Source organism: Kitasatospora sp. NPDC059812 (assembly GCF_042732075.1).
Lineage (GTDB): Bacteria > Actinomycetota > Actinomycetes > Streptomycetales > Streptomycetaceae > Kitasatospora.
Genome location: NZ_JBHWIO010000051.1, coordinates 48,397 through 56,463, shown reverse-complemented (window position 1 = coordinate 56,463; position 8,067 = coordinate 48,397). Strand labels below are relative to the sequence as shown.

Sequence of the window (8,067 nt, the reverse complement as noted above, 5' to 3'; positions counted from 1 at the left end):
GGTTTTGTTTTCTTTTGTGTTTTGTTGTTTTGTGTGGGTTTCGGTGTGGGTGCGCCGCGCCCGGGGGGGGGGGCTCCCCGGCCCGCGCGCCCCCCACCGCCCTGTCGTGACGTTGCTGCGTTCGCATAATTGCTGATTGACGATCGGTACGGTGAGCAGCTCATCGCTCTGCTCATGTCTATAAACGGGGGGGGGAACAAGGCAATCACTCGACATCCGGCCGTCGAGTGTCGAACCGATTGGAACGAATCCCATGGCCTTCTGGGACGACGAGGATGCCCCGAATCCGACAGATGACTCCCCCGCGCCGTCCGATCGGCGGCAATCCGTCCGGACCGGGTCGGCGCACCGGACCCGCAAGCGCGTCCTGCTGGCCGTCACCGTGGCGGCCGTGGTCGTCGGCGGCGGATTCCTGTTCCGTCCGGGGTTCGGACCCGACCACGCCGAACCCCCGTCCGGGTCCAGCGGGGACTCGATCCCGGTCGGCTACCAGCAGGCACCCGCCACGCTGGTGGTCTACGAGGACTACGACTGCGCCGCCTGCCGGAAGTTCGCCGAGCGGTTCGACCCGACACTCCGCCAGCTGGTCGCCGAGAATCGCCTGGTCATCCAATACCACCCGGTGACGACCGACGGCCGCAAAACCTCGGCCCAGGCCGCCAACGCGGCGGCGTGCGCCCAGGACGCGGGAAAGTTCACCGCCTTCCGCGAGGTGCTCGTCGCGGCCGGCAAGCAGGACCCGGACGCGAAGCAGGACCTGCGCTCGCTCGCCGACCGGGTGAGCGAGCTGCGGTCCGCGGCGTTCGACCGGTGCGTCGACGACGGCACCCACGCGGGCTGGGTGAGCCGCGAGAGCGGCACGTTCGCGAAACAGTTCCACACGGACGCACCGGTGGCCGTGCTCAACGGCGACCGGATCGAAATCGACGGTGACGGAGCCGCCACCAAGTTGTGGAAGACGGTCGAGGACCTCGCGCTGAAGGACCCTGGCTTCCACCCGCCGGTGAGCACCCCGTCGCACCCGCGCGCCTCGACGGGCCCGGCCGCCACCGCCTCGGGCTCGGCGCACGCGGCCCCCTCCGCCTCGGCGGCCTCCTCCGCCTCTGCAGCCTCCTCCGCCTCGGCGGCCTCCTCGCCCAGCAGGGCGAGGACGGCCGAAGCATCCGGGCGCACGGCGGCGGCTTCCGGCGCCAGGGAGTCATCACACGCTTCCGACGACTGACGACCAGTCGCCCCGGCCGTTGTCACGCGACGGAACACCCCCGCCCGGTTCAGCGCCGCGCGTCACTCCCGGTCAGGACCGACCCGGCGGCTGAGGGCCACTGCGAGACGGCGGCCCGGAGTAATTCTTCCGGTAGCCGCGGAAGGGCGGAGAGGTATTCCGTCCCCTCCGTGGGCAGAACTCGCACCGAATAATTCGGGTTCAACGTTCAGAAACCAACCAGCGAACGAGGGGAACATGAGCCGGGCAAATCGAAATGGAAAGCTGATTGCACATGAGCGCAGGCGCGCGGAACGCGCGGCACGGGAAATTCTCGCGAAGCGTCGACGCCGTTTCATGGCATTCGGCCTCGTGCCCGCCGTCGTGACCTCTGCGGTGATCACAGGGGTCGTCGTGCAGACGTACCGGTCCCAGGACGACCGGCCCGCCCTGGCGCCCCTCGGAACGGTGGCCGGAGGCAAGGCCATCGAGGTGGGGGCGGAGAAGGCTCCGGCCACCCTGGAGGTATACGAGGACTTCCGCTGCCCCGCCTGCCAGGCGGCCGAGGCGCGCCTCGGCGAGGTACTGCAGAAGTACGTGCAGTCCGGCCGGCTGCGCCTGGAGTACCACCCCCTCGCGGCCATTGACGCCGGCCTTGGCGGGAAGGGTTCACTGCGAGCGGCCAACGCCGTCGCGTGCGCGCAGGACCTGGCCAAATTCGCCCATTACCATGCCGTCCTCTTCTCCAACCAACCCGAGGAGAAGAACGACAGGTTCGCCGACCGTGCGGAACTCCTTCGGCTCGCCGAAAATGTCCCCGGACTGCGGACACCGGCTTTTGAGCAATGCGTCAACAAGGGAACGCACGAGGCTTGGGTGCGCACTGTCACGGAGGAGTTCCGCGACCACGAATTCCGGGGGACGCCGGCCATGCTGCTCAACGGCAAGCAGCTCGACGGGCATGCCGGTGGGGCCATGGCCTCGAAGGAGGCGTTCGAGGGCGCGGTGCTCGAAGCCATCGCCGAGGCCGGTGGGCCCTCACCGTCGCCCTCGGCGTCACTCCCCTCTTCGCCTGCGCAGCCGCCCGAGCATGCGGCCCGTCCGCGTTCGACGCCGAGTTCGGCCCCATCGCCCTGATCCGTACCGGCAGGCCCGCGCCAGGGGGGAGGGGGAGTCGGCGTGCGGCTATGGGTCTGCGTTCTCGGTGTGCGGAGGGCCGGCGGGGCGTTCGGTGGCGGCGGGGGTGAAGAGGCCGGTCGTCTCGGTGATCGCGAGCAGGCGCTCGACCTGGGTGCTGGCCGCGGTGATCGCGAGGGTGCGGTCGGTGCGGTGCGCGGTGCTGCGCAGGCCCAGCAGGAGGTTGAGGCCGGAGCTGTCGCAGAAGGGGACGGCGGACAGGTCGACGTCGAGCCCGGTGCCGCTGGCCCGCAGCGCGCGTCCGAGGGTCTCGTCCAGGCCGCCGACGACGTCGAGGTCGATCTCGCCGCGGACCGTCGCACGGACCCGGTCCCCTTCGACGGCGAGCCGGACCAGCAGGCCCTTGGCGACGTGCAGGTCCGCGGGCAGGCTCCCGTCGACCGGGGGCGGCGGGGGCGGCGCGGGGGATGGAGGAGTCGGGGTCGGGGCAGCGGGACGCGCCACGGGCGGCTTACCGCGCATGGTCTCTTCTCCTGCCTGTGAGCCATGGGACGACATCTCCAGCGTCTGCCGAATCCCTTCTCACGTCAACCAATACGTGAACGGAAATTCGTCAATGGCAATGCGTGCAATCGGGTTCGGCCATGCGTGCCATCGGCGGCGTGGTCAGCGCAGCAGGACGGCCAGTAGCTCCGCCAGCGTCGGGCCGCTGTCGGCGGGGTGGCGCAGCTGCTTGCCGTCGATGACGCGGTAGACGTTCGAGCGCCCGACCCGGTGGTGGCTGAGATAGCCCGCCGCTTCGAGGTCGGCGATGATCCGCTGGACCGCTCGCTCGGTCAGCAGGCAGCTGGTCGCGATGTCACGCACCCTGATGCCTGGGTCCCGGGCGATCTGCACCAGGACGCGCGCGTGATTGGTCAGGAACGTCCACTGGCGCCCGATGGCCGGCTGTTCTTCCACGCCCTCAGGATAGGGCGGTCGCGTTGGCTGAGACATGAGAGGAATTCGCGTGCTCCTTCCCGCTTTTCGTGGTCGCGGCGCGGTCTCGCGCACGGCCTGCGTCCGCTCGCCGATCTCCCCCCTTGTGGTCCTCCCGATGGTCCTCCCGCAACAGGACGATGGCATCGTTCGACATTGCTCGTCTCCTCACTCAGAGGCTTCCCCTCCCGACTCCGGCGTGTCCCCCGCTGCCCCTGTGCCAAACACCGCACTCACACACCGCGCTCAAACACCGCGCGCCCCTGCCGAACACCGCTGACCTCCTGCTGCGGCGCCGACGGCCGCTCGCGCGCGGTTTGCCGGGCCGCCCATCGGGCAGCCGCCCCGCCGACACGAGCCGGGGGCCGACGGCCCGGCCGCCCCGCGCCGTTCCCAGGACGGAGACCGCGACATGCCCATCAACCCCGAAACCCCCCAGCCCGAGCCGCCCGCCGACCCCGGACCCGACGCCAAGGACACCACCGACGCCAAGGACGCCGCACTCGACGCCTTCCGCGCCCCGGACCCGGACGGCCCGCTCACCACCGACCAGGGTGTGCGCGTCGACGACACCGACAACTCGCTCGTCATCGGCGACCGCGGCCCCACCCTGCTGGAGGACTTCCACCTCCGCGAGAAGCTCACCCACTTCGACCACGAGCGCATCCCCGAACGCGTGGTGCACGCCCGCGGCGCCGGCGCCTACGGCTTCTTCGAACCGTACGAGTCGCTCGCCGGGTTCACCTGCGCCGACTTCCTCCAGGAGGCCGGGCGCCGCACCCCGGTGTTCGTACGTTTCTCGACCGTGCAGGGCCCGCGCGGCTCCGCCGACACCGTACGGGACGTCCGCGGCTTCGCCACCAAGTTCTACACCCGGCACGGGAATTACGACCTGGTAGGCAACAACATGCCGGTGTTCTTCATCCAGGACGCCGTCAAGTTCCCGGACTTCGTCCACGCGGTGAAGCCCGAACCGCAGAACGAGATCCCCACCGGCGCCTCCGCGCACGACACCTTCTGGGACTTCTGCTCGCTCCAGCCCGAGTCCACCCACATGCTGATGTGGGTGATGTCCGACCGGGCGATCCCGCGCAGCTACCGGATGATGCAGGGCTTCGGTGTGCACACCTTCCGCCTGGTGAACCGGGACGGGCGCGGCACGTTCGTCAAGTTCCACTGGCGGCCGCGGCTCGGCGCCTGCTCCCAGGTGTGGGACGAGGCCCAGATCACCGCCGGGCGGGATCCGGACTTCCACCGCCGGGACCTGTGGGAGGCGATCGCGGCGGGGGACTTCCCCGAATGGGAGCTCGGTGTCCAACTGGTCACGGCGAAGGACGAGTTCGCCTTCCCCTTCGACCTGCTGGACCCGACGAAGCTGATCCCGGAGGAACTGGTGCCGGTGCGTCCGGTGGGGCGGATGGTCCTCGACCGCAACCCGCAGAACTTCTTCGCCGAGACCGAGCAGGTGGCCTTCCACACCGCCAACATCGTGCCCGGGATCGACTTCACCAACGACCCGCTGCTCCAGGGCCGCAATTTCTCCTACCTGGACACCCAGCTGATCCGCCTGGGCGGCCCCAACTTCGGCCAGCTGCCCGTCAACCGCCCGCTGGCCGACGTACGGACCAACCATCGCGACGGCTACGGCCAGCAGGCCATCCACCCGGGGACGAGTTACGCACCGAACTCGGTGGGCGGCGGCTGCCCGTTCACCATGGGCGGCGGCCACCTGCCGGAAGGGGTGTTCCAGCACTACCAGCAACGGGTCAACGGCAGGGCGATCCGGCGGCGCAGCCCCAGCTTCGCCGACCACTACAGCCAGGCCGCGCTGTTCTGGCGCAGCATGGCGGGCTGGGAACAGCGGCACATCATCGCCGCGTTCGCGTTCGAGCTCGGCAAGGTGGGCGACCAGGAGGTGCGGCGCCGGATGGTCGGCAACCTGGTGCGCGTGGACCCCGACCTGGCGGCGGAGGTCGCTCGGCGCATCGGCGTGCCCGAACCGCAGCCGTCACCCGGAGACCGGGCGGCAGCGCGGGACGGCGACGAGGCGGCGGGCCCCCGGGTCTCCCCGGCGCTCAGCCTGGAGAACCTGCGCGGCAGCGGCATCCGTACCCGCAAGGTCGCCGTGCTGGCCGCGCCCGGGGTCGACGGCGGCCAGGTGCGGGCCGCGCACGAGCGGCTGGGCGCGCAGGGCGCCGTCGTGGAGACGCTGGCCGCGCACGGCGGTCACGTGGCCGCCCGTGGTGGTGACCCTCTGCCGGTGGACCGCCCGCTGCCCACCACCGCCTCGGTGCTGTACGACGCGGTGGTGGTTCCGGACGGCGCCGGGCCCGCGCTGGCCGCCGATCCGGACGCCGTCCGCTTCCTCGCCGAGGCGCTGCGCCACGGCAAGCCGGCGGCGCTGCTCGGCTCCGGCGTCGACCTGGCCCGGGCGGGCGGTTACGACGCGCCCGGGAGCCTGGCCGGCGTCGCGCTCCACGACCCGCAGGAGCCGGCGGATCCGGCCCTGTGGGACGGCTTCGCCCGGCTGGTCGAGCGGCACCGCTTCCCGGACCGCTGACCCCGCAGCGGCGCCACTTCCGTGCCCGTGCCCGCCGGCGGGGCACGGGCACACGGCGGCCCCGACCGTTCGAGCCGGGGCCGCCGCCAGGGGGGTGCGGTCAGGGGGGCGTGATCAGGGGACGTGGACCGTGACGGGGCTCAGCCGGGGGTGATCCGGCCGCGCCAGCCACCCTCCTCCCGGCCCTGGTCCTCGATGAAGTCCTTGAAGCGCCGGAGGTCCCCCTTGACCCTGCGGTCGACCATGCCCAGCATGTCGCCGGTCTTCTCGGCCATCCCCTCCGGCTGGAAGTTGATGGCCAGGTTGATCCGGGTGTGCCGGTCGTCCAGTTCCTGGAAGGTGACGACGCCCTTCTGCCGCACGTCGCCGTCCGTCGTGCGCCAGGCGATCCGCTCGTCGGGCAGCTGGTCGATGATCTCGGTGTCGAACTCGCGGGTGACGCCGCCGATGCTGGTCCGCCAGTGGTTGTGGCGCTCGTCCAGCTGGGTCACCGCGTCGACGCCCTCCATGAAGCGCGGGAACTCCTCGAACTGGGTCCACTGGTTGTACGCGGCGTGCAGCGGCACGTCGACGTCGACCGTCTCCTTCACCATGCTCATCTGGGGCCTCCTCACGTGTGCGGTGGCCGAGCCTTTCCCGGCCGCCCGCGCGCCTGCCCGCTGCGCCGCGCCCTAACCCACCCCCGCGCCGTAGCACCGGCCACCCGGCCTGGCGCCGGCGCTACGGCGTGCGGCGGGCCTGGACCACGGCGCGCCCGGCCAGCGCGCCGCCGTAGACGGTGTAGCCGACGCCGATCAGCCAGGACTGGACGATCAGTACCGTCCCGACCGTCCCGTAGGAGACCGCGTTGGACACCAGCAGCGGCGCGAAGACCAGCCGGGAGAAGAGCCGCAGGCCCGCCAGCGCCACCATGGTCGCGACGGCTCCGGGCAGCAGTTGCCTCGGCGGGACGCGTCCGGCGAGCAGCAGGTGCTGAAGCCACCAGAACAACAGGAGGCCGCCGACGGTCGTGACGGCGATGCGGAAGGAGGGCTGGACGGCCGAGTGGTGCCAGGGCATGCCGCTGGAGGCGGCCAGCACGATGTACCCGATCAGCCCGGCCAGGCCGAGGGTCTGGCGCCAGACCGCGTGCCACGGGCCGCGGTCGAGCTCCCACACGCGCTCGTAGACGCCCTGGACGGACGCCATCAACGAGACCCCGAAGACCGCCAGCGCGGCCAGGCCGAAGCCCGTGGTCGTGCTGAGCACCTGGCCCCGGGAGGCGAAGAGCCGGTGGACGGCGTCGGCGCCCGGCCCGCTCAGGCCGAGGCCGTCGGTGATCCACTCGGAGATCCCGCTGCCGCGCGAGGGGAAGGCCGCCGCGATGACGATCAGCAGCGGCACGAGGGTCACGAAGAAGAGCGCCGCGAAGGCCATCGAGCGCTGGAGCAGTTCGATGGTGCGGCCGTGTTCCCAAACGCCGACGACGGCCGCCCGCAGGACCTGCCACCAGCTGCGGGCGATCTCCGTCAACCGGCTGCGGCGGCGCATGCCGCTCAACCCAGGACGCCGCGCGGCGACGGCGACGGCGACGGCGGGGACGGGGACGGGGACGGCGGGGACGGGGACGGCGGGGACGGGGACGGCGACGGTCGGTTCACGGCCACTGGATCCTCGCTGTGCTCGACGCCCACGGACGGACCTGCCCCGTCAGGATGCCACCGCGCGGGGCGCGTCCGGCGCTCCGGCGTCGCGACCGGCACCCGGTGGCGCCGGGTGGCCGCGCGCGGACACCGCTCCTCCCGGACGCGGAACACCCGCCCGGCAGGCCGCCGACAGGCCGTCAGCTCGCGGGCAGCCGTAGATCACACCACACCGTCTTGCCCGGCCCCGACGGGTGCCAGCCCCAGCGCAGGGTGAGCCGGCTCAGCAGGAACAGGCCGAGGCCTCCCGGTTCGTCCGGGGGGTGCGGGGGCCGGGGCAGCGGCGGGCGCGGGCTGGCGTCGCTGACCTCGATCCGCAGCCGGCCGGTGGCGCGGACCAGGAGCAGCGTCCCGGGCTCGCCGCCGTGGCGCAGGGCGTTGCCGACGAGTTCGGAGACCAGCAGGACGGCGGGGGGGGCCCCCCCCCGGGGGGCCGCCGGCGGCCCCGCACCCGGGGGGGTGTGCCCGGCGGGGGGGGGGGGCCCCCGGGGGGGGGGCGGGGCGCGGCC

8 protein-coding genes are annotated in these 8,067 nt (G+C 72.1%); 3 read left to right on the top strand and 5 right to left on the bottom strand.

The window, feature by feature from the left end; genetic code table 11:
* Positions 1-253: 253 nt before the first annotated feature.
* On the top strand, positions 254-1,222 hold the full coding sequence (locus ACFV6D_RS24110; protein ID WP_380561090.1) for a DsbA family protein: 969 nt from the start codon (positions 254-256) through the stop codon (positions 1,220-1,222).
* A gap of 237 nt (positions 1,223-1,459) precedes the next feature.
* Complete coding sequence (locus ACFV6D_RS24105) at positions 1,460-2,338, top strand: DsbA family protein (protein WP_380561089.1); 879 nt, start codon at positions 1,460-1,462, stop codon at positions 2,336-2,338.
* Between the two features lie 48 nt (positions 2,339-2,386).
* Here the strand turns inward: ACFV6D_RS24105 and ACFV6D_RS24100 are convergent, their stop codons facing one another.
* Positions 2,387-2,860, bottom strand: coding sequence for an STAS domain-containing protein (locus ACFV6D_RS24100; protein WP_380561088.1), 474 nt, complete (start codon positions 2,858-2,860; stop codon positions 2,387-2,389).
* A gap of 144 nt (positions 2,861-3,004) precedes the next feature.
* Positions 3,005-3,334, bottom strand: a complete 330-nt coding sequence (locus tag ACFV6D_RS24095) for a helix-turn-helix domain-containing protein (protein ID WP_363373927.1) — start codon at positions 3,332-3,334, stop codon at positions 3,005-3,007.
* A gap of 394 nt (positions 3,335-3,728) precedes the next feature.
* Here ACFV6D_RS24095 and ACFV6D_RS24090 point away from each other — a divergent pair, with 394 nt between their 5' ends.
* Positions 3,729-5,876 (top strand): catalase, encoded by a 2,148-nt coding sequence (locus ACFV6D_RS24090; RefSeq protein ID WP_380561087.1) that lies wholly within the window; start codon positions 3,729-3,731, stop codon positions 5,874-5,876.
* 140 nt (positions 5,877-6,016) lie between these two features.
* On the opposite strand, the gene ACFV6D_RS24085 is transcribed toward ACFV6D_RS24090, so the two are convergent.
* The 3 genes from ACFV6D_RS24085 to ACFV6D_RS24075 all read right to left on the bottom strand — a co-directional run.
* Positions 6,017-6,475: an SRPBCC family protein gene (locus ACFV6D_RS24085; protein WP_063352569.1), complete on the bottom strand. Its 459-nt coding sequence runs from the start codon at positions 6,473-6,475 to the stop codon at positions 6,017-6,019.
* A 121-nt stretch (positions 6,476-6,596) separates the two neighbouring features.
* Entirely contained in the window at positions 6,597-7,406 is an 810-nt protein-coding gene (locus tag ACFV6D_RS24080) for a YhjD/YihY/BrkB family envelope integrity protein (RefSeq protein ID WP_079136563.1), read from the bottom strand.
* A 292-nt stretch (positions 7,407-7,698) separates the two neighbouring features.
* On the bottom strand, positions 7,699-8,067 hold a 369-nt coding region (locus tag ACFV6D_RS24075; RefSeq protein ID WP_380561086.1), incomplete at its 5' end, for an ATP-binding protein.